Origin of the sequence: Veillonella sp., assembly GCF_032470285.1 — a bacterium.
Taxonomy (GTDB): domain Bacteria; phylum Bacillota; class Negativicutes; order Veillonellales; family Veillonellaceae; genus Veillonella.
On sequence record NZ_JAWEKP010000003.1, the window covers coordinates 95,384 to 116,261 of the forward strand.

Below are 20,878 nucleotides of genomic sequence, written 5' to 3' on the forward strand. Positions count from 1 at the left end.
CTTTATTTACACAATGCATCTGTATTGACGGAAACAATTTTTTCGCCTTTTTTATTGTATAAATGGGTTGCACAGGCAAGACATGGGTCGAAGGAGTGAATTACCTTCAAAATTTCAAGTGGTTTGTCTGCAATTTTTACATGTGTATCAATCATAGCATCTTCGTATGCGCCATGTTCATTTGCTGCAGTCTTAGGGCACGCATTCCATGTAGATGGGACGATACATTGGTAATTTGCAGAGCGACCATCTTTAATATGAATCCAGTGACCCAAGCCACCTCGAGGCGCATCTACAAGACCAACACCTTTTGCATCTTTATCCCATGTATTTGGTTCAAACTTAGTCATATCCGCTACTGTAGTATCACCATTTTTAATATTAGATACAAGTTTGTTAAAGAAGTATTGGCTAATATTTGCCGCTACCTGTGCATCAAGACCACGACATGCTGTACGTCCTACCATAGTAGTCATCCATACATGAGCTGGTACACCCAATACTTGTGATACTGTATCAATTTGACGAACAATCATAGATTCAGCCCAAGTTGGGTCTTTGATTATGCCTTGTTTTACCTTTGTATACACAACAATATACTTTGCTAATGGACCAACCTCTGCAGTTTTTCCTTTGAAAGTTGGAGATTTAATCCAAGAGTATTTTTTATCTTCATCAAGGAATTCCCATTTTTCTTTTGTACCAGATTTAGGACCTGTAAATTTAGGATCAGTAACACCTTCAATAGGATGAAGTGTTTTTGTTCCATCTGGATATGTAAACCAGGAATGATCAACCTCTTCACTAAGGTATTGAGGATCCATGAAATCTTTACCTTCTAATGGGATGAATGTTGCTTTATCTACACCTAACGCAAAGTTCTCAACAACACCATTGGAACGAACAATACATTTCTTATGATAATCACCATTAGAAATACCGGTGTACGTATCATCAGGATAATCGCCATAGGACATAACGCGTTTCTTCGCAAGGCCACCACCATCGATCATACCTTTTTCTACATATATTTTACCGATAGCTAATAGATCTGGCACGTAGAAATTATCAACTAAGTCTTTAGTCAATGCAATAGATTGCTCTACGGCGGCAAGGCGTTGTGTATTAATAGGGGCATTCATATCATTCATAGAAATAGAGCATGGCATGCCACCTACAATGTAATGAGGATGAGGGTTTTTGCCACCAAATACAACATGAGGAATTACAATATCCCGTTGACGATCAAGAATGTTCAAATAATGAGATACGGCCATCAAATGAACTTCTGGAGGTAACAAGTTATAATCAGGATGATCCCACCATTGAGCGGAGAAAATCCCCAATTGACCTGATTCAACTATTTTTTTAACCTTTTGTTGTACAGCCGTAAAGTATGCTGTAGTAGCCTTAGGAAACTCTTTAGGATAGGCTGAATCTTTTGATGCCGTTTCCGCAGGTGCTAAACCGCTCACATTATAAGTTGCTAATACATCATTTTGTAATTGAGCGGTTTTAGCAGAATCTGCACTAAGAGCTGCTATCGGGCTAACCCAATCAAGCGCATGTAAGTGATAAAAATGCACGATATGATCATGCACATCTAGACTACTATGCATGATATTACGTATATAATTTGCATTTTTAGGAATTGTAATTCCAATTGCATCCTCTACCGCACGTAATGCTGCCAACGCATGTGTTGTAGTACATACACCACAAATCCGTTGTACGAACGCCCAAAGGTCACGAGGATCGCGATCTTTAGCAACAAGTTCGATACCGCGCCAAGCAGTACCAGAAGACAATGCGTCCTCTACTTTACCACTCGCTTCATCAACTTTTATTTCAACCCGTAAATGACCTTCAATACGGGAAATCGGATCTACTACTATGCGTTTCATTAGTGACCTCCTCCATTATTATGTTTCTTTTCATCCCATAAGCCTTGTTCTTTTAAGCGTTTTTCTTCTTTCATATCAAGAATTTTATTACGCGTAAGAGTTGCTGCACCATGAACGATAACCGCTGCAGTGGCACCAACGGCAGCTACTGTACCGATTGTATCAGCAGTTGTGATAGTATTAGCCAATGGAATATCTGGTAATCGTTTGTAGAACACATCATTATCCCAGAAGCCCTTTTCAGAGCAACCAATACAGCCGTGACCGGATTGAATTGGATAGGACAAACCATTCCACCAACGTAGATTACCGCAAGAATTATATGTTTGAGGTCCACGACAACCTACCTTGTACAAGCACCAACCAGATTTAGATGCATCATCATCAAATTTTTCAACGAAGAGTCCAGAATCAAAGAAGGCACGACGATAGCATGTGTCGTGAATACGATTGCCATAAAATTGTTTTGGACGACCTTGCGCATCAAGAGGTGGGATTTGACCAAATAATGCATAATGCATGATTACACCAGTCATAACCTCTGGAATTGGAGGGCAGCCAGGGACCTTGATAATTGGCTTACCAGTTACAACGGAAGATACAGAAACTGTATTTGTTGGATTTGGTTTTGCAGCCTGTATACCACCCCAAGAAGCACAAGAACCATATTCTATGATTGCTGCAGCTCCTTTAGCTGCTTCTAATAGGGATTCTTTAAATGTACGTCCACCTACTGTGCAATAAACACCATCTTCATCAAGTGGTACGCCACCTTCAACAGCCAAGATATATTTACCGGCTTTTTCTTTGATGATTTTTTCTAAATGTTCCTCTAGTGGTGCACCAGACGCTGCCGCCAAAGTATCATCATATTCAAGAGAAATCATGTTCAAAATAACATCAGAAGTAAAGGGAGAGGATGAACGGATAAAAGATTCACTACAACCAGTACATTCATGACCATGCAACCAAATCACCGTAGGTAATTCAGTTGTTTCGGCAGCCTTAACAACGGTGTCTAACATCGTTGGAGGTAGACCTAAAATAGCAGTGAGTGCTACACAGGATTTCATAAATGTGCGTCGACTCAAACGGCGTTCTTGGAAGAGTGTCCACAAACTATTTATACGATTCTTCATGGAATATAGCCTCCTTACAACAACTTTGCGCAATATAATTATATTACTTAATAAACTACAACGTTTATGACAGAAATCATTTTTATGAGCTCACTCTATCAGTTTGACGAAGTTCAACCAGCATGATGACAATCATATTTTTACTATTATATTATATCACTTAACATTTTTGAAAACTATAAAATTTAACAAAAAAGCTGTATATAAGAAATTAACTTTTCTTATATACAGCCTCATGTTATTTATTTTCTACGAATTCCTAGTTATTAATTAATTAGATAACTTCCTTTATTAGAGACTCAAGCATATCTGCTTTTTTATAACCCACAAGGGAATCAAGCATTTTACCATCTCGGAAGAATACTAAGGATGGAATACCATCAACATCTTCTTTTAACAAAATACCGCGAAGATTTTTATCTTCTGCATCAACACTAAAGAATTCTACTTGACCTTTTAAACGCTCTGCTACATCTTCAATCTCTGGACGCATAACGGTACAAGGTTCGCACCAACCAGCCCAAAAATCAACAATAGCTAAACCTTTAGCGCCAAGCACTTTCTCATCAAATTCTTGTACACTAGTAATTGCTGTAATTGCCATGAAGTTCTCCTAACAAAGATCTACAATCTTATATACTATCAATTATATGTTAAATATGGAAGCAAGCAATCAATAAGCCGAGTTCTGTTCCACTTGCGCGGTGACGATTATCTTTCTAGGCGTACAGTCGCCTGCACGCTCGAGCGACACAACCCGGAAGGTAGGCGGGACCACCCTTAACCCTTCCCTATTCGGTCTTGCTCCGGATGGGGTTTACCGAGCCAGCCTGTTACCAGACTGCTGGTGAGCTCTTACCTCACCTTTCCACCCTTACCACTTACGTGGCGGTTTCCTTTTCTATGGCACTTTCCCTAAGGTTACCCTCGCCAGACGTTATCTGGCATCCTGCCCTATGGAGCTCGGACTTTCCTCGAGTCTTATAGACTCGCAATCGTCTTTCATACTTGCTTCAATTCAGTTTATCATAGCTAACAATTTGTTGCAAGAAAATGCATCATTACACAAAGAAGAAATCATTTTGTTCTGTAAAAGCTTTCACAGGAACAGTAAGCCTTGTAGAAATTAAATAATCACGCAAGCCACGCGCTACTATAGACTCAGTTCCAAAATGCCCCGCATCAACTACGAGTAAGCCTAATTCCTTAGCTATTTGCGCCTCATGATACTTCACATCACCTGTGATATAGGCATCTACATGTAATCTAGCAGCATCCTTAATAAATTCAGCACCTGCACCAGAGCATAGCGCAATGGATTGAATTGTTTCTGGCGCAACACCGGCAAAGCGAATATTAGCATCAGGCAATGCCTCTTGTACCCATTCACGGAAAGATTCTAAGTTTAATGCATTAGGCAAGCGACCTACCCGGCCTAGATATTGAGTTAAACTAGTAGGCTCAACTATATTCAAAACCTCATAAGCCACCTCTTCATACGGATGAGCTGATTTCATAGCCGCTACGACTTCGCTTAAATGCGTACCATCGACTATAGCATTTACTTGTACCTCAGGAGTCACTGTCAAAGCACCAGCTGTCCCAATGACAGGATGAGAATCTTCATTACCAACAAAGCGCCCTTCACCATGGGTACTGAAGCTGCAATACTCGTAATTACCAATTCGACCTGCTCCTGCATCGCCCATAGCCAAACGAACCGCATCAGCCGAGCTTTCAGGTACAAAGGTGGTCACCTTATAGAGCACCTCTTCACCAGTTTTAATAAAGCCCTTAATATCTGTGAGGCCTAATTGTTTCGCCAACATATCATTGAGACCGCCTGATGCAATATCAAGATTCGTATGAGCACTATATACGGCAATCTTATGTTGAATCAAGCGATTGATCATGCGTCCTTGTACTGTATCGTAGGATAATTGTTTCAAACCTTTAAAAATCAATGGGTGATGACTAATAATTAGATTACAATTCTGTTCAATAGCATATTCTACAGCCTCTTCTGTTACGTCTAACGTAGTCACTACACCTGTAACAACTGCATTCCGATTGCCCACCATTAAACCTACATTATCCCAAGACTCTGCATAAGAGCGGGGTGCTAGTTGTTCCATTACAGTAATAATTTGTTGAACCGTCGTCATAAAATCACTTCCTCTCTATTCTATAAAAGATTCCGAAGAAAATTAACTTCCTGCTCTAAATCCTGATATTTATCAATATGACTTAATTTCTCTGTCATATCCTCCAAGGCACATTGTCGTTGATATATTAAATACTCTATATATTTTATCCAAAGTGGTGGTCTGTCTTGTTCCAATAAAGCCCCTACAGACCACAACAAGGAATCTTCCGGTAACGTTTGATAAACATCTACATATTCAGTCATACCTGTATAAGCTTCTACACAATCATTGCGTACTGCTAAAAACGCTGTATAGAGCTTACCAGCATCTTCTACAATGATTTCTAGAACGATAACATATCCCTTCTGAACCATGTATTGACGCAATTCTTTTTGCCCATTCTGTGGCTGCAACACATAGAACTCTAATAGTTCTGGACCTGCATCTATAATATCTCGCATTAAAAAGCCACCCATACCACAACAAATGGCACCATTCAACTCACCCTTTTCTGTCACCTTAAGACCATCGCCTAAACGACAATCTACTTTAGGGGCTAATCCACAAGACTCAACATATGCTCTTGCAGACTCTAACGGACCCTTATGCACATCCCCGGCAATGACATATTCAGCACGTTGACGATTGATAAGCTCTACCGCTAAATAGCCGTGATCGGTACCAATATCTGCAATGGCATGAGCCTTTGGTACGATTGAGAATACCGCTTCTAGGCGGTCCATCATAGATCTAGGTTCCATAACTTCCTCTACTATCACTAATTATTTATTCTTAATTACTAATTCTTGATTATTTTCTTACTTATTTGTTCTCGTTTATATAGCTCTAAACACAATACTATTCTGAAATAATCTCTATTATGTTACCTCAAAATGAGCTACATATAAAAATAACCGTCCTTGAAATCTCAAGGACGGTAGATATCAACATAATGGTGGGCCCACCTGGGATCGAACCAGGGACCGACCGGTTATGAGCCGGTTGCTCTACCCCTGAGCTATAGGCCCTCAGTTAGTTTCTAGCCTATTAATTATACCGAATAGACTATCATTTAGTCAAGGAAACTCAAATCTTAAGACTGTTTCATTAGCATAAAACGGTGAATCATATGATCTTCGTTAAATACGCCTTTAGTAGTTAGTGTAGTCGTTTGGCTATCTGTAGATTTAATGCCTCGTGCACTCATGCAGCTGTGCGACGATATAATGTGCACAATAACATCATTAGACCCTGTCGCTAAAGAAATTACTTCCGCAATATCTTCACCAATTTTTTCTTGCAATTGTAAACGCTTGCAACACATTTCAGCTATGCGAGGAATCTTAGATAAACCTATGACACGACCTTTTGGTATATACCCAATACTGATACTCATATCATACATCAATGCCATATGATGTTCACAATGAGAGAAGCAAGTAATATCCTTTACTACTACCATTTGATTTGTATCTACAGCGAAGGTTTTACCATACATTTCTGCAATTTCAGCATTTGTATACTGAATGCCTTCATATACCTCTTCCATCATTTGAGCTACCCGTTTCGGTGTTTCTAACAAACCGTCCCGATTAGGATCCTCACCTAGTGCTTCTAACAACTGATATATAAGCGATTCTATTTTTTTTGTATCCATATTTACCCCTTTATATCAAGATTCCATCAGATCCCATATCATACTATGCATAAAAAAAGATACTGACACTACACATCCTAATAATACTATACACCCTTTGTATCTGGATCCCAGACAAATTTATGGATTTGCAGTTGAAATCGTACATTTTGCAAATTATATGCTTTCATATAATCGATAATCAATACCGCTTCAATCTGTCCCCATACAGGCGATACATATATTTGAGCCGCTGTAGGATATTGGTCAATTATGCGACGCATACAATCCAAATCTTCTGGAGAACCAACGACAAACTTGATAAGATCTCGTTCTGTAGCCACCTTGAATATGTCTATATTCATAGACTCTTCGGCTAAAGAAGACGGTGTTTTATAATCGTAGGTAAACCACACATTATCTCTATGAAAACTCGGTATAATCGTGCCATTTGTTTCAATATTGAAATCATAAAGGCTATTATTAAGCATCTCTCGTTTATCAAATTTATCTATATCAATAATACAAGTTGAACCAGCTTGACCTGATGTATTATCCTGCATTGTTTCAGCCTTCCGACGATTTAACTCATCGATTAGCTCTACTACAGCGGCTTCTTGCAATAAGGGCTCCCCACCAGTAATAGTAATGCGATGATTACCTAAGCTTTCAATAACATCAGCCACCTCAGCTACAGTCATCTCTGTGAAAATACTATCAATGCCGTAACTATAAGTCGTATCGCAATAGGAACAGCGAATATTGCAATCATGAAGACGTAAAAATGTAGTCAGCAAGCCTTGCCGACTACCTTCCCCATCAATAGAGGCAAAAATCTCAATCACGTTCATAAACAGCTGTGTTCCCTTCAGATTCTTGAACCTCTACTTTAAAGCATTTTGGGCCCAATTCATCAGCAATCCATTTTGCCATATTCTCCGCAGTAGGATTAATGTCACCTAGTACATCGTTGATATGGCGATGATCCAAGCGACCATGAATCTTTTCTTTAATAATCGTAAAGTCGATGACCATCCCGTTATGATCTAACTCTTCAGAGCGTGCATGAACTGTAATAATCCAGTTATGCCCATGAAGATTTTGACATTTACTCGGATAATCTAGTTTTAATTGATGAGATGCACTCACCTCTAACCGTTTAGTAACTGTAAACATTATATCTCCTATCTATTACATAAGCTTTCAACTTATATCTATTACATAAAACTTATCGCTATTACATGAAACGCTTGTCTATTACGTAAGTCTTATCATAAATTACTTTTTATTGTAAGATATTACCATTTTTTATTATAACACAAAAGGGTTGTAATACAGTGCTATACAACACTGCATTACAACCCTTAAGAGATTCAAAATCTTATAAGAAGTCTTTGATTTTATCACGTTTACCGCGGTTGCGCAATTTAGTAAGCGCTTTACCTTCAATTTGACGAATACGTTCTCTTGTTACATTGAAATGTTGACCAACTTCTTCCAATGTGCGAGGCTTACCATCCTTCAACCCAAAACGTAAAATCAATACTTGTTGCTCACGATCAGTCAAGCATGTAAATACATCTTCAATTTGCTCTTGCAATAAAATATAACTAGCTGCATCGTCTGGAGCAATCGCATCTTGGTCCTCGATGAAGTCCCCTAAATGGGAATCTTCCTCTTCACCAATCGGAGTTTCCAAGGATACTGGCTCTTGGGCGATTTTTTGAATTTCACGCACCCGCTCTACAGTAATTCCCATACCTTCAGCAATTTCTTCTGGCAATGGCTCACGACCTTTGTCTTGCAACAATTGTCTAGAAATACGAATCAATTTATTAATTGTTTCTACCATATGTACAGGAATACGAATCGTACGAGCTTGGTCTGCAATAGCACGCGTAATCGCTTGACGAATCCACCATGTAGCATACGTTGAAAATTTATAACCTTTAGTATAATCGAATTTATCTACCGCTTTAATCAGACCTAGGTTACCTTCTTGAATTAAATCCAAGAACAACATACCGCGACCTACATAACGTTTCGCGATACTTACAACTAGCCGCAAATTAGCATCTACCAATTTTTTCTTAGCCTTTTTGCTAAGTTGAATATCTTTATATGTAGCATCCTCTTGTGCACCAGCTTCGATTTGCTTAGCTAATACGATTTCTTCGTCAGCTGAAAGCAATGGTACGCGACCAATCTCTTTTAGGTACATTCGTACAGGGTCATCAATATTAACACCAGAATCAACACTTAAATCGATAGAAATTTTCTTCTCGCTAGAAACTTCGTCTTCATCTTCATCCGTTTCAATTGTATGACTATCTGTATCATCAGCATCAATATCTGCCACAATCTCAACATTCAATTTACCCAAAGTCGTATAAATATCATCTAATTGTTCCGCAGTAATTTCCGTCTGCTCATGAAGAGCATCTGAAATCTCGGATTGTGTCAACACACCGCTCTTACGGCCTTTTTCAAGAAGTTGCTCAACAATCTCCTCTATTTGACTTTTTTGTACTTTCTTAGCCACAGCGCTCTCCTTTTTAACCATTAATGATTTACTTAGACCATTCTCTAATTAAATTCTGTATTTCCTGACACTTATGTAATTCGCTAATAAACGTCGAATCTCCTGCTCGTTTTAATTGATCCGCCATAATTGAATGCGCTTTATACTGTTCACGCAATGAATGGAGCCTTATCTTGCGGATTAATGCAGGCACTTGTACCTTATATTCATCGTCACTCATGACGACCAACCTAGAGTAAATATCGTATTCTTGAGAAGATAAAACAGATTGAATTGCAGTTTCATCTAGACGACCTTCGGACTTATACAAGGTGAATAGCTTTTCTATTATACCTCGATATTCAATTTTTTCAAAGTCCTCTAATGGCAAATAGCTCATCATATGTTGTAATACTTCGCCATCTGTGAAAGCTAAGGACAATAATTTTTCCGCATCCCCCTTTGGTAAATCCTGTGTTGGCAAAGGTGTTGATGCAGTATCCACTAATTCAATTTGTCCTTTTTTCACATAATCTCTAAAGTATCTAAAAATAGTACTATTATCAAGCCATAATGGCAATGCCAATGTTTTTAAAGCATCATCTCTCTGTGTTTGACTATCTATATTTGCAATATATGGGAAAACATCTGCCATAACAGCCTGCTTCCCTTCTGTATCATTTGTATCGTGTTTAATCAAAGACTCACTTAATAGATAATCAAGAGGTTTAACAGCTTTAGCAACTAACTCCTTAAATGCCTGTCCCCCATGATTACGCACATAATCATCTGGATCTTTACCGTCTGGCATGGCAAGGACACGCACCTTAAAATCCGTATTTTGCAATAATTCAATAGCCCTAGCAGCCGCTTGACGACCAGCACCATCCATATCATAAGCTAACACGATTTCTTCAGCTTGCCTCATCAAGATATGCCCATGATCTCTTGTATAAGCAGTCCCCAATGATGCGACTACATTAGTAACACCATGATTATGAGCGGATATAACATCCATATAGCCTTCTACAAGAATAGCTTGTTTTTCCTCACGAATAGATTTATAAGCCTTATCAAAGGCAAATAAGAGTTTACCTTTTTCAAAGATTGATGACTCTGGAGAGTTTAAATATTTTGGTGTACTATCATCCATAACGCGTCCACCAAAAGCAACTACTCGCCCTTTACCATCCATAATAGGGAACATAATTCTATTTCTGAAGAAGTCATAAAATTGACCCTTTTGGTTCTTTCGGACAAGATTCAACTCTAAAAGAATGGAATCATCAATGCCACGCTCATGAAAGGCACGATATAACTTATCCCAACCATCAGGAGCAAAACCAAGCTTAAATGTTTCTATGGTCTCTTGTGTGAGCCCTCGCTTTTTCAAATAATCTAATCCCACTTTACCAATAGACGTTTGAGTGAGACAGTTATGGAAAAAGGTAGACGCTAAATCAGAAGCTTCATACAGTTTTTTGCGCCTTTCATCTCTAGCTCTTTGTTCAGGTGAAAGTTTCGCCTCTGGCAATGGAATATTAGCTCGATTAGCTAGCCGCTCTAGGGCTTCTACAAAAGTTAAATGCTCTAATTCCATAAGAAATTTAATAGCATTTCCTGATGCATGGCACCCAAAGCAATAATAAAAACCCTTTTCAGGGGCTACACTAAAGGATGGCGTTTTTTCATTATGAAATGGACAACAACCCCAATAGTTCTTGCCGCGTTTCTTTAAGGCTACATGCTCGGATACAACTGACACGATATCATTAGCATCTTTGATTTGTTCAATCAACTCATTTTCAAAATATCGGCTCATAGCCAACGCCTCCTTCCCCATATATATATATTAATTCTATATACAAATAAAAAATCCTCTATTTGTAAAGCATTTTAATCAATTAAATTATTAAAAAAGTATAAATAACTTGATACGAATCATAGGAATCATCATCTACAACGCAATGTAAATGATGATTCCTATACGCCGTATATAGCAATATATAATTACCGAAACTTTGATAACAATAGGCTGCAATGAAAACATTGCAGCCTATACTTATCGCTTATAGCATATTATTTTGCGTAATCCACAACGCGAGTTTCACGAATAATTACGACCTTAATTTGGCCTGGATATTCAAGTTCTGACTCGATGCGTTTTACGATATTCCGAACAAGTAATGTAGACTCAGCTTCATCAATCTTATCCGGTTTTACTACAACGCGAATCTCACGACCGGCTTGAATAGCAAAACATTTTTCAACGCCTTCGAAGGATTCAGCGATTTCTTCCAATTTAGATAAACGTTTTAAGTAGTTTTCTAATGTTTCTCGACGTGCTCCTGGACGGGCAGCGGAGATAGCATCAGCGGCAGCTACTAATACAGCTTCTACGGTTTGGAACTCTTCATCACCATGATGAGCACCAATACAGTTAATTACTGCTGCACTTTCACGATATTTACGAGCCACATCAACACCGATTTGAACATGAGAACCTTCAAGTTCACGGTCTAATGCTTTACCAATATCATGAATCAAACCACCTCGTTTAGCCAAAGTTACATCACAGCCTAGTTCAGCTGCCATTAAACCTGCTAAATGAGATACTTCAATGGAATGTTTCAATACGTTTTGACCATAACTAGTACGATATTTCAAACGGCCTAAAATCTTAACAATTTCAGGATGTAAGCCATGAACATCAGCTTCAAATGTCGCTTGTTCACCAGCCTCTTTAATAGTTTGGTCCACCTCTTTACGAGCTTTACCAACCATTTCTTCAATACGAGCTGGATGGATACGACCATCTACAATCAATTTTTCCAGCGCAATACGAGCCACTTCACGACGAATTGGATCGAAGCCGGAAAGAATAACTGCTTCTGGTGTGTCATCGATAATCAAATCAATACCTGTTAATGTTTCGAGTGCACGAATGTTACGGCCCTCACGACCGATAATGCGCCCCTTCATTTCATCATTAGGCAATGCCACTACGGATACGGTAGTTTCCGCTACATGGTCAGCTGCACAACGTTGGATAGCAGAGGAGATAATTTCTTTCGCTTTTTTCTCCGCTTCATCCTTAGCTTGCTGCTCCATTTCCTTAACCATAATCGCCGTTTCATGACGGATTTCTTGTTCCACATTCGTTAACAAGATATTTTTTGCTTCTTCGAACGTCATGCCAGAAATACGTTCCAATTCTGCCATTTGTTTTTCATACAAAGCTTCTACCTTTTCACGGCTTTGGGCTAAGTCAGCTTCTTTGCGATGTAAAGCTTCCTCTTTGTGCTCAATATTGTCTAATTTTTTATCCAAAGATTCTTCTTTTTGAAGAATACGACGTTCCATACGTTGAAGTTCAGAACGACGATCTTTATTTTCTCGTTCTACATCAGAACGGAGCTTATGAATTTCTTCTTTCGCTTCTAATAAAGCTTCTTTCTTTTTAGACTCAGCTGTGCGTTCACCATTTGCAATGATGCGAGCAGCCTCTTGTTCAGCTTGATTCAGTTTTCCTTCAGCAATATTTTTTCTTAAAAAATAGCCTACCCCTAGTCCAATCAGTACCATTACCACTGCAATTAGACTATACTCTAAAATTTCTTTCACCTCCTTTTTATTTCTCAAAATTGAGCTTTCATGCTCCTTTTTATGCCCTTTATGCATTAAATTATCAATTAGCCATATCATCATATAAATAAATAAGGCTATTATTAATTTTAGACTTCAAAGCCCTTTCTGTCAAGATTTTACAAGCCTACCAAGGCCTCTCAAAAAGCAGAATTTATTCATAAAAATCATTGCATACAACTTGAATTGTGCTTGTTGAGAACCCCCTGTATTTGAGAAAACTAAAAACTTTTACCCGAGGAGTCTTCTCTTCATTGAGAATAGATCCAAATTTTTTCTCTACCACCCGATAAGCAGCTTTTACCTCATCATAAGCAGAAATTTCTTGAGGAATCGCAAGTCCTCGAAGTTTCATTTTTTGCTTAATCATATAAGCACCGTATTTCTGTTCTTTCATCAAATAGGTTAATACTTGCTCAGATAAACGTTCATCATTAATGTAATCATAATCTCTAAGGCGCTCAAGGACCCTCTCAATGATAGGGTCCTCGAATTGTTTACGTCTCATTTTCTGCGTCAGCTCATAAGAACTAAGGAAGCGCTGAGCTAGGAAGCGATACGCTTGATCCATAGCAGCTTGCATCGTTTCGTCACTCATGATTATACTTCTTCAGTTACTTCTTCACCGATTACATCGATTTCTTCAGTGCCAACAGCCAATGTATCACGAATAATGCGATCGATTTCATCAGCTATTTGTGGATTCTCTAACAAGTATTGTTTAGCCGCTTCCTTACCTTGCCCCATACGTTCCCCATTATAGGAGTACCAAGCACCAGATTTATTAATAATTTCCATATTTGTACCAATATCAATAAGTGTGCCAGTTTTAGAGATACCTTCGCCATACATCAAATCAAATTCAGCTGTCTTAAATGGAGGTGCCACCTTATTTTTGACAACTTTGACTTTTGTTCGAGCGCCAACATTTTCGTTGTTTGCTTTAATTAATTCCCCTTTACGAACATCAAGTCGTACGGAAGAATAGAATTTCAACGCACGACCACCAGTCGTTGTTTCAGGATTACCGAACATAACACCTACTTTTTCACGCAATTGGTTGATGAAGATGACAACTGTTTTGGATTTACTGATGATACCAGTCAATTTGCGCAAAGCTTTACTCATCAAACGAGCTTGTAAGCCTACGTGAGCATCGCCCATTTCGCCATCGATTTCCGCTTTAGGAACCAAAGCCGCTACGGAGTCAACTACAACAATATCTACTGCACCACTGCGAACAAGAGCTTCTGTAATTTCTAGAGCTTGTTCTCCATTATCTGGTTGAGAAATCAACAAATTATTGATGTCTACCCCCAAGTTGCGAGCATATACAGGATCCATCGCATGTTCCGCATCAATAAATGCTGCAATACCACCTTGTTTTTGAGCTTCTGCTACAGCGTGAAGAGCGACTGTTGTTTTACCAGAAGATTCTGGACCGTAGATTTCAATTACACGGCCACGAGGGAAACCACCTACACCAACAGCAATATCGATAGCAAGAGAACCAGAGGAAATCACCTCTACATTCATGCGATCTGCCGCTTCACCAAGACGCATAATAGCACCTTTACCAAAATCTTTTTCAATTTGTTTTAACGCGTTATCCAACGCTGCTTGTCTGCCATCTACAGCCATTATTTTATTTCCCCTTTTCTGTTATATAAGTATAAACATAGTATAGTGCTAGTTCTGCCGCACTTTGTCTAATATCTTCTCGATTGCCAATTAAATTAGCTTTATGGGCCACTGTGCCATATGGACCAGTAACACCAAACCATACAAGACCAACAGGCTTTTCTCGAGTACCACCTCCAGGACCAGCTATGCCTGTCGTAGAAACAGCATATGTTGTTTGGCCAACAGTTCGTGCCCCCTCTGCCATAGCCTTAGCCACTTGTTCACTAACAGCGCCATACGCATCTAACATATCTTGTGGTACACCTAAAACACGATGTTTCACATCATTACTATACGAAATGACACCACCCATATAGTACTCACTACTGCCACTGACATTAGTCAGTAATTTACCAACCAATCCTGATGTACATGATTCAGCAGTACTAATAGTACTATGTTCCTCTAACAAGGTTCGACCTAATGTTTCCTCCATAGAAATTGTTAAGTTGCGCCCTATGCAAGAGCCTAAGCGTTCTCGTATGATTGCATCCCAAGGATTAAGCAGGTCTTGTGCCGCTTCTAATGTTTCAGCCTTAGCAGTGATACGAACCTCAATGTAGCCTTTTTTAATGAGCAAAGCTATGGTCGGATTAGATTGCTTCTTAATTAGATCCATCAAGGTGCTTTCTAAATCAATTTCACGAATATCATATACGCCATAACGATAGGATGTAACAACACCTTGAGAACCAAATCGGCCATTTAAATAAGGAACTACGCTCTCTTGGAACATGCCCTTCATTTCTCCAGGAGGTCCAGGTAAAAGTATGTACGTAGTGTCGCCATCTTCAACGACTACACCTGGAGCAACTCCAACAGGGTTATATAATACCTTTGCCCCTTTTGGTAATTGTGCTTCTCGCCGACTCGCATCGGGTATAGTACGGTTTACACTTTTAAAAAACCTTTCAAGCTCGTTCATGGCCTCTTGATTAAACACAATAGGTCTGCCAATTGAATCGGCAAGTACATTACGTGTAATGTCGCCCTGCGTTGGTCCTAGCCCACCAGTACTAATAACGATATCAGCCCTTGTACTAGCGAGCTGAAAAACTTCAGCCATTCGTTTCGGATTATCACCTACCACCGATTGATGGGCAATGGTATATCCTAATTTATTTAACTCTTGTGCTAGCCAAGATACATTCGTATTTACTGTATCACCTAGCAATAATTCTGAACCTGTAGAAATAAGTTCTACAATCATCAGATCACCTCCACAATCGAATGTATCGAACTGTGTATTATTCTACAACCGTAGCTACTACATCATAAGCAAAGCCTTGCTCTACTTGTACCTTAAGAATATCACCAGGTTGAATGTCTTCACCACAATCTTCAATATACATATTACCATCTACATCAGGTGCTTGAGATTTCAAACGGCCTTTTGCAAGCAATGTATCATGTTCACCTTCTTCGATTTCCTCTACCATCGCATAATCAATGGTACCTTCTAAATTACGATTGTTCTCTTCAGAGATAGCAGCTTGGATGGACATAAGAACGTGATAACGCTCTTCTTTGACCTCTTCTGGTATTTGGTCTTCACGAGCACCAGCTGGTGTACCATCTTCTTGAGAATACGTAAATACGCCCATATTATCGAATTTGATTTCTTTTACAAAGTCACAAAGTTCCTCAAATTGTTCATCTGTTTCACCAGGAAATCCAACAATGATAGAGGTGCGCAATGTAATATGAGTCGGTGCATTTCTAATCTTCTTAAGCAAGCGCTCAATATCATTGCGATCGTCTCGGCGATTCATTTGTTTCAAAATATCGTTATTAACATGTTGCAATGGAATATCTACATATTTACAAAGCTTTGGCTCATTAACGATAATATCTAACAATTCATCAGAGAAAAATGTCGGATATAGGTATAGCATGCGAATCCATTCTATGCCTTCTACAGTTGTTAATTCTTTTAACAATGTCGTCAATAATGGTTTACCAGCATTAAGGTCGATACCATAGCTCGTTGTATCTTGAGCGATAAGGACAACTTCCTTAACCCCTGTCGCAGCCAATCGTTCCACTTCAGCCTTAATAGACTCGATAGTACGACTACGGAATGCACCGCGTACCTTAGGAATAATACAGAATGTACACCCATTATTACAGCCTTCTGCAATTTTTACATATGCACTATAACGAGGTGTTGTTTGAATACGAGGCATGCGTTCATCATAGATATTCGTAATATTTTCCATGATACAACTGCGATTGCCGTGCTCAATAGCATCAACGGCTACCATAACTTGATCCCATGCACCGGTACCGATTAATGCATCAATTTCAGGAATTTCTTGGAATAATTCATCCTGATATTGTTGGCTAAGACAACCTGCTACGATAAGGCCCTTACAAGTACCATCCTCCTTATATTGGGCAACCTCAAGGATGGTATTTATAGACTCAGCCTTAGCTTTTTCAATAAAAGTACAGGTATTTACAACGATAAGATCTGCTTCGCTTAAGTCTTCTGTAATCGAATAGCCATTATCTCTCAATAAGCCTAACATTACCTCTGTATCTACTAAATTTTTAGCACAACCTAGGCTAACATATCCTAATTTTTTCCCCATTCTATATCCTTTCGTCACTAGATTCTTATTTATTTCTTGGATTTATACAACTGACTTAGTCCTTACGGAATCGTACTTGACTAACCCAATGATTTAATAGTAACTTTTTACCTTCTAGAGTATAGCCACCATTCACAGGCCATAATACTAAATCATGCCCCATAGAATCTTTTGGCTCATCCATCTCAGGATTAGTAAATATATAAGTAAAATTCTTTTCTACCATATATTTCGCCGTTTTAGAAGATAGTAACCAATTAATAAACTCTACACTATCTGCTTTATGTTTTGAATTTTTTAAAACGGCAGCACCAGTCACATAATAAGACGTACCATCTTTAGGATAAATGATCTTAATTGGATACCCATGATGACTATATTGCGCCGCATCAGACAAGTTACCAATACCAATATTTGTCTCCCCTAGCGCAGTTAGGCGTATTGGAGTAGACAAAAATTTAGCATGTTGAACCACATGGGGCTTCAAACTATATAAGTATTCAAGAGCCTCTGGTTCCCCTTTATACTCTACCATATTATATAGCAAATTGGCCGCATTCTGAGATGCTACAAAATCAGTCATAACGATAGACCAATCACCTTGTTTTCCCAATGTTTCCCATGTAGTAATATATTTACCAATGCCATTATGGAAGGTATCATTCTGAACAAATACGATTGGATCGTACCAGAGACCAACCCAATAGCCATTTGGATCCTTTAGATTATCACGTACCTCGTCAATACGTTCATTGACGATGGGCATATATTTACCTGCATTGGCACCAACTACGAGATTATCTTCAGAAGTTAGCACCAAATCACCAGAAGTATCAGCCACGGTAGAAGCCGACCGTTGTGACATTTGTTCCTCTGTAAGAGGCATTACAGTGACTTTTACCTTTTGTTCCTCTTCATAACGCTCAGCAAGCATAGCTGTCAAAGTATTAGGTAAGTCCGTATAGACTATAATTTCACCACGAATAGGCTCTTTGGCCTGTTCTATTTGTTCTTGTTGGTAAAAGTTTATGCCATAGATCAACATTCCTACCACAAATAATGCTAAGATGCTCGGAGCAATCCATCGTTTCATATATGCCTCCCATAAGACATAAAGTATCTTAAAATGAGAGTAGCTAAAGCTACTCCCTACATGTAACGACCACCAAAACTTTTATTAGATGTACGAACTTTAGTCACATCTCTACTACGCCTTTTGGCAGTCCGGCATTGATTCCTAGGTTCGCAATCTCGTTTGCCATTACGGAATTTACTAGATTGGCTAATACGCTTAGAATTTCCACTAATTAGGCGCGGTGGAATTAAGCATTCCGGGCCAAAGCCAATTAAATCACGTCGATTGGCTTCTATGAGAGCCTCTTTAACAAGATCATAGTTTTCAATATTTTTAAACTGCATCAAAGCGCGTTGTTTTGCTTTATCTCGCCCCTTTTTAGCAACATATACAGGCTTTCCATCTAGTGGATTAATGCCCGTATAATACATGCAAGTAGAAAGACTACCCGGTGTAGGGATAAAATCCTGTACTTGCTCAGGGTACATATGGTGGTCTCGTAAAAATTCCGCCAATTCAATAGCATCCTCTAACGCACAACCTGGATGAGAGCTCATAAAGTACGGAACTAAATATTGCTTCTTACCAAGCTTTTTATTCGCCTCTTCAAACCAAGACTTAAAGGTTAGGAATTCTTCTTTACCAGCTTTCCCCATCATATTGGTAACCCGTTTAGATACATGTTCTGGAGCTACCTTTAGCTGCCCACTTACGTGAAACTCGCAAAGTTCCCGCACAAAATCTTTATTGTTATCGGCTAGTACATAGTCATAACGCAAACCAGAACGAACAAATACCTTTTTTACACCTTTTAGTTTACGTAATTTACGCAGTAAAGCAATATAGTCATCATGATTTGTATTCAAGTTTTCACAAGGCTCTGGAGCCGCACAAGTACGACCTTTACACGCACCATAAACAGCTTGTTTATCGCAAGCTAGATGGCGGAAGTTTGCCGTAGGGCCCCCTACATCATGAATATACCCTTTAAAGTTGTCCATCTTGATCATCATGTGAGCTTCTTCAATCAAAGACTCATGACTACGATTCTGGATGATACGCCCTTGGTGATTAGTAATAGCACAGAAAGAACAACTGCCAAAGCAACCTCGTTGGCTCACAAGGCTAAACTGAACCTCGCTTAACGCTGGTACACCACCCTTATCATCGTATTTAGGATGCCACTTTCGAGTATATGGCAAGTTATAGACACCATCCATTTCGTCCTGCGTCAATGGTAAAGCAGGTGTGTTCTGAATGAGATATCTATCCCCATGTTTTTGGACTACAATACGACCATAGAACGGGTCTTGTTCATCGTATTGAATGCGAAATGCATCGGCAAAGTTCATCTTATCCGCCTTAATAGCTTCATAGGATGGGCACTCTACATAGTCAATAGTAGAAATTTCCTTTGCCATGTAGCAAATACCGCGTATAGACGGCAAGGACTCTTTAAATCGTCCTTGATCTAAGGCATCGGCTAGTTCAATGATTTGAAGCTCTCCCATACCATAGACGAGTACATCTGCCTTAGAATCTACTAAGATGGAGCGACGTACCGTATCTGACCAATAATCATAATGACCAAAGCGGCGCAAGGACGCTTCTATACCACCGATGATAAGAGGTACATCACTATAAGCCTCCTTCATGCGGTTGGCATATACCAAGGTAGCACGATCCGGACGATGCCCTGATTCACCACCGGGAGAATAATCATCTTGACGGCGAATTTTCTTTGCTGCCGTAAATTTATTGAGCATTGAATCTAGATTCCCTGCTGTAACTAGGGATGCAAGACGTGGTTTACCTAGTTTTTTGAAAGCCTCGACATCATTCCAATCTGGTTGATCTATAATGCCTACACGATAACCTTTGGATTCCAAGTATCTACCGATAACCGCAGGCGCAAAGGATGGATGGTCCACATAAGCGTCCCCACTGATGAGAACGAAATCTAATTCAGCCCAACCACGTTCCTTCATATCCGAAGGTTCTGTTACTAAAAATCTATCCATTGATTGTGTAAATGCCTTTCTATCATGCCTAATCAGATACTAGAACAGGAATAACCATAGTAAAAATAATGCCATACAAACTAAAATAATCCCTAAAATAATGCGTTCTTGTACAATAGAGCGTTGACGTTTTCGTTGACGCGTTTCTAAGGACATACGCTTTTTAGATGTTTGGTATTCAACAAACTCACTTTGTACCAAATTAGGAGTTGCTTGAGCCTTCCGTCTTGTAACAGAACGTAAAGAAAAGGTATCTATGTCCCCTACTTGGCCCTGATATACTTTTACCAAGCGATCCCCATCAAGATCTAAGTAGTTACCATAGTTTCGAATAAAACCTTTTACGTAGACTTGACCAGGAATGATATCATAGTTACCATCTTCGATAGCCTCTAAATAGGTTGTTTTAATGTGCAGCACTTGCTCCACATCTTTAAAGGTTAGATTACGTCTTACCCGTTCACGTCGTAATTCTTCGCCTAATTCAGCCATTTTCGTTCCTTTCTAAATCTA

General features: G+C 39.1%; 18 protein-coding genes, 1 tRNA gene and 1 other RNA gene. All 20 read right to left on the reverse strand.

The genetic code is table 11. The annotated features are described in order from the left end of the window. Positions 1-2: 2 nt before the first annotated feature. On the reverse strand, positions 3-1,904 hold the full coding sequence (locus tag E7B10_RS04625; protein WP_287511118.1) for a nickel-dependent hydrogenase large subunit: 1,902 nt from the start codon (positions 1,902-1,904) through the stop codon (positions 3-5). Next, positions 1,904-3,043, reverse strand: a complete 1,140-nt coding sequence (locus E7B10_RS04630) for a hydrogenase small subunit (protein WP_302498305.1) — start codon at positions 3,041-3,043, stop codon at positions 1,904-1,906. Before E7B10_RS04630 ends, E7B10_RS04625 begins: the two co-directional genes overlap by 1 nt. A gap of 274 nt (positions 3,044-3,317) precedes the next feature. Further along, positions 3,318-3,647, reverse strand: a complete 330-nt coding sequence (locus tag E7B10_RS04635) for a co-chaperone YbbN (RefSeq protein WP_205112493.1) — start codon at positions 3,645-3,647, stop codon at positions 3,318-3,320. A gap of 57 nt (positions 3,648-3,704) precedes the next feature. After that, positions 3,705-4,055: RNase P RNA component class A (rnpB, locus tag E7B10_RS04640), an RNA gene on the reverse strand. A gap of 49 nt (positions 4,056-4,104) precedes the next feature. After that, entirely contained in the window at positions 4,105-5,208 is a 1,104-nt protein-coding gene (locus E7B10_RS04645; RefSeq protein WP_287511432.1) for a Nif3-like dinuclear metal center hexameric protein, read from the reverse strand. Between the two features lie 20 nt (positions 5,209-5,228). After that, on the reverse strand, positions 5,229-5,951 hold the full coding sequence (locus E7B10_RS04650) for a class I SAM-dependent methyltransferase (protein ID WP_287511430.1): 723 nt from the start codon (positions 5,949-5,951) through the stop codon (positions 5,229-5,231). Between the two features lie 192 nt (positions 5,952-6,143). Beyond that, positions 6,144-6,218: transfer RNA gene (locus E7B10_RS04655), tRNA-Ile, on the reverse strand. Between the two features lie 65 nt (positions 6,219-6,283). Further along, positions 6,284-6,847, reverse strand: coding sequence for a GTP cyclohydrolase I (gene folE, locus E7B10_RS04660; RefSeq protein WP_021148327.1), 564 nt, complete (start codon positions 6,845-6,847; stop codon positions 6,284-6,286). A gap of 86 nt (positions 6,848-6,933) precedes the next feature. Then, positions 6,934-7,677 (reverse strand): 4Fe-4S cluster-binding domain-containing protein, encoded by a 744-nt coding sequence (locus E7B10_RS04665; RefSeq protein ID WP_042986446.1) that lies wholly within the window; start codon positions 7,675-7,677, stop codon positions 6,934-6,936. Beyond that, complete coding sequence (queD, locus tag E7B10_RS04670; RefSeq protein ID WP_021148329.1) at positions 7,664-8,002, reverse strand: 6-carboxytetrahydropterin synthase QueD; 339 nt, start codon at positions 8,000-8,002, stop codon at positions 7,664-7,666. The genes E7B10_RS04665 and queD overlap by 14 nt, the downstream gene beginning before the upstream one ends. A gap of 205 nt (positions 8,003-8,207) precedes the next feature. Next, positions 8,208-9,368 carry an RNA polymerase sigma factor RpoD gene (rpoD, locus tag E7B10_RS04675; RefSeq protein ID WP_004696398.1) on the reverse strand — a complete coding sequence of 387 codons (1,161 nt, stop codon included), beginning with the start codon at positions 9,366-9,368 and terminating at the stop codon, positions 8,208-8,210. Between the two features lie 28 nt (positions 9,369-9,396). Further along, positions 9,397-11,169 (reverse strand): DNA primase, encoded by a 1,773-nt coding sequence (gene dnaG, locus E7B10_RS04680; RefSeq protein ID WP_004696399.1) that lies wholly within the window; start codon positions 11,167-11,169, stop codon positions 9,397-9,399. Between the two features lie 257 nt (positions 11,170-11,426). Beyond that, positions 11,427-13,028: a ribonuclease Y gene (gene rny, locus E7B10_RS04685; RefSeq protein ID WP_004696400.1), complete on the reverse strand. Its 1,602-nt coding sequence runs from the start codon at positions 13,026-13,028 to the stop codon at positions 11,427-11,429. Positions 13,029-13,146: 118 nt separating this feature from the next. Then, a complete protein-coding gene (locus E7B10_RS04690) occupies positions 13,147-13,590 on the reverse strand; it encodes a regulatory protein RecX (RefSeq protein ID WP_039965037.1) in 444 nt (147 codons plus the stop codon). A gap of 2 nt (positions 13,591-13,592) precedes the next feature. Beyond that, positions 13,593-14,633 carry a recombinase RecA gene (recA, locus tag E7B10_RS04695; RefSeq protein WP_004696404.1) on the reverse strand — a complete coding sequence of 347 codons (1,041 nt, stop codon included), beginning with the start codon at positions 14,631-14,633 and terminating at the stop codon, positions 13,593-13,595. Between the two features lie 4 nt (positions 14,634-14,637). Beyond that, complete coding sequence (locus E7B10_RS04700) at positions 14,638-15,885, reverse strand: competence/damage-inducible protein A (protein WP_287511427.1); 1,248 nt, start codon at positions 15,883-15,885, stop codon at positions 14,638-14,640. 37 nt (positions 15,886-15,922) lie between these two features. Beyond that, positions 15,923-17,269, reverse strand: coding sequence for a 30S ribosomal protein S12 methylthiotransferase RimO (gene rimO / locus E7B10_RS04705; protein ID WP_278451708.1), 1,347 nt, complete (start codon positions 17,267-17,269; stop codon positions 15,923-15,925). A 55-nt stretch (positions 17,270-17,324) separates the two neighbouring features. Continuing rightward, positions 17,325-18,362 (reverse strand): ABC transporter substrate-binding protein, encoded by a 1,038-nt coding sequence (locus E7B10_RS04710; protein ID WP_278451709.1) that lies wholly within the window; start codon positions 18,360-18,362, stop codon positions 17,325-17,327. Between the two features lie 56 nt (positions 18,363-18,418). Further along, entirely contained in the window at positions 18,419-20,365 is a 1,947-nt protein-coding gene (locus E7B10_RS04715) for a YgiQ family radical SAM protein (RefSeq protein WP_287507311.1), read from the reverse strand. 39 nt (positions 20,366-20,404) lie between these two features. Continuing rightward, positions 20,405-20,857, reverse strand: coding sequence for a helix-turn-helix transcriptional regulator (locus E7B10_RS04720; RefSeq protein ID WP_004698676.1), 453 nt, complete (start codon positions 20,855-20,857; stop codon positions 20,405-20,407). Positions 20,858-20,878: the final 21 nt, after the last annotated feature.